A 1,106-nucleotide genomic window follows, 5' to 3' on the forward strand; every position below is an offset into this window, starting at 1 on the left:
AACCCGCCCCTTGTATCTTAAAAGAGTCAGTCAGTCGATCGCCACGTCATTGATTCAATCATACCGATAATCAGGCGATCGTACAGACTTTCAGTCGATCGAGCCGACAATCAGGCGATCGAGCCGACCATCAGGCGATCGTACCGATCATCAGGCGATCGTACCGACAATCAGGCGATCGAGCCGACAAGTGGGCGATCAAGCCGACAATCAGGTAAATCTAAAGAAACTAGAAAAGTTTCTGAATAAGATGCCAGTTTCAGCAGAAAGTGTTGTTCAAGGACATCAGAAATCGGTGAAGTTGGCCCGCCCCTTAGACTGCATAAGTCTGTTGCGTAGATAAGCTCCCATTACTGATGACAGGCGCACCTAAAGCTGGACAGTATCTTAGGCTCTCGGCATCGCCCGGGAAAGCCTGCATTTACAAGGTTAGTATTCAATTGCCTGTCGGTTCTTTCATAAAATCGGAGTACATCTGGAGCAAACAATGACATCAACAGTCTTAGGTATAGACATCAGTAAAAGAGACTTTCACGTCTCATTACTGAAAGAAGGTCGTGCAACTAAACCCAAAAAGTTTACGAACAATATTCAAGGGTTTGAGAGTTTGCATAACTGGCTTCAAAAACAAAGTGTTGTTGAACTTCATGCCTGCATGGAAGCCACTAGCATTTTGGCGTGAAGCCTTAGCCGAATTCCTATATGGGAATGGCTTTCAGGTTAGCATTGTTAATCCGGCGCGTATTAAAGGGTTTGCTAAAAGCGAACTTCTGAGAACTAAAACTGACTCTGTAGATGCGGCACTGATTGCTCGTTTTTGTGCGGCGATGAAACCGTCTTTGTGGACACCAACCCCGTTGGAAGTCAAGGAATTACAAGCTTTACTGCGACGACTAGAATCTTTGACTCAGATGTATCAACAGGAAGAGAATCGTTTGGAAACAGCTACAGAAACTGTAGCTAAACTTACGAGAGCTCATTTGGAATACATCAAAGAACAACAAGCAGAAATCAAAAAAATGATTAGCGATCATTTTGACCAACATCCGCATTTAAAACAGCAGCGCGAGCTGTTGACTTCGATTCCAGGTATTGGAGAACAGACG

General features: G+C 44.4%; 2 protein-coding genes. Both read left to right on the plus strand.

Going from position 1 to position 1,106, the window contains the following annotated elements; translation table 11 throughout:
* Positions 1 to 487 precede the first annotated feature (487 nt).
* Positions 488 to 682 carry a transposase gene (locus JGK22_RS33125; RefSeq protein WP_293187246.1) on the plus strand — a complete coding sequence of 65 codons (195 nt, stop codon included), beginning with the start codon at positions 488 to 490 and terminating at the stop codon, positions 680 to 682.
* The coding region (locus JGK22_RS33130) for a transposase (protein WP_293187248.1) at positions 648 to 1,106 on the plus strand (459 nt) is incomplete at its 3' end. The genes JGK22_RS33125 and JGK22_RS33130, both read left to right, overlap by 35 nt.

Origin of the sequence: Microcoleus sp. PH2017_08_TRC_O_A, from assembly GCF_020738665.1 — a bacterium.
GTDB lineage: Bacteria > Cyanobacteriota > Cyanobacteriia > Cyanobacteriales > Microcoleaceae > Microcoleus.

Excerpts from the sequence above, each read along its gene's own strand:
- JGK22_RS33125 (WP_293187246.1), top strand. The coding sequence starts at position 488 with ATGACATCAACAGTCTTAGGTATAGACATCAGTAAAAGAGACTTTCAC.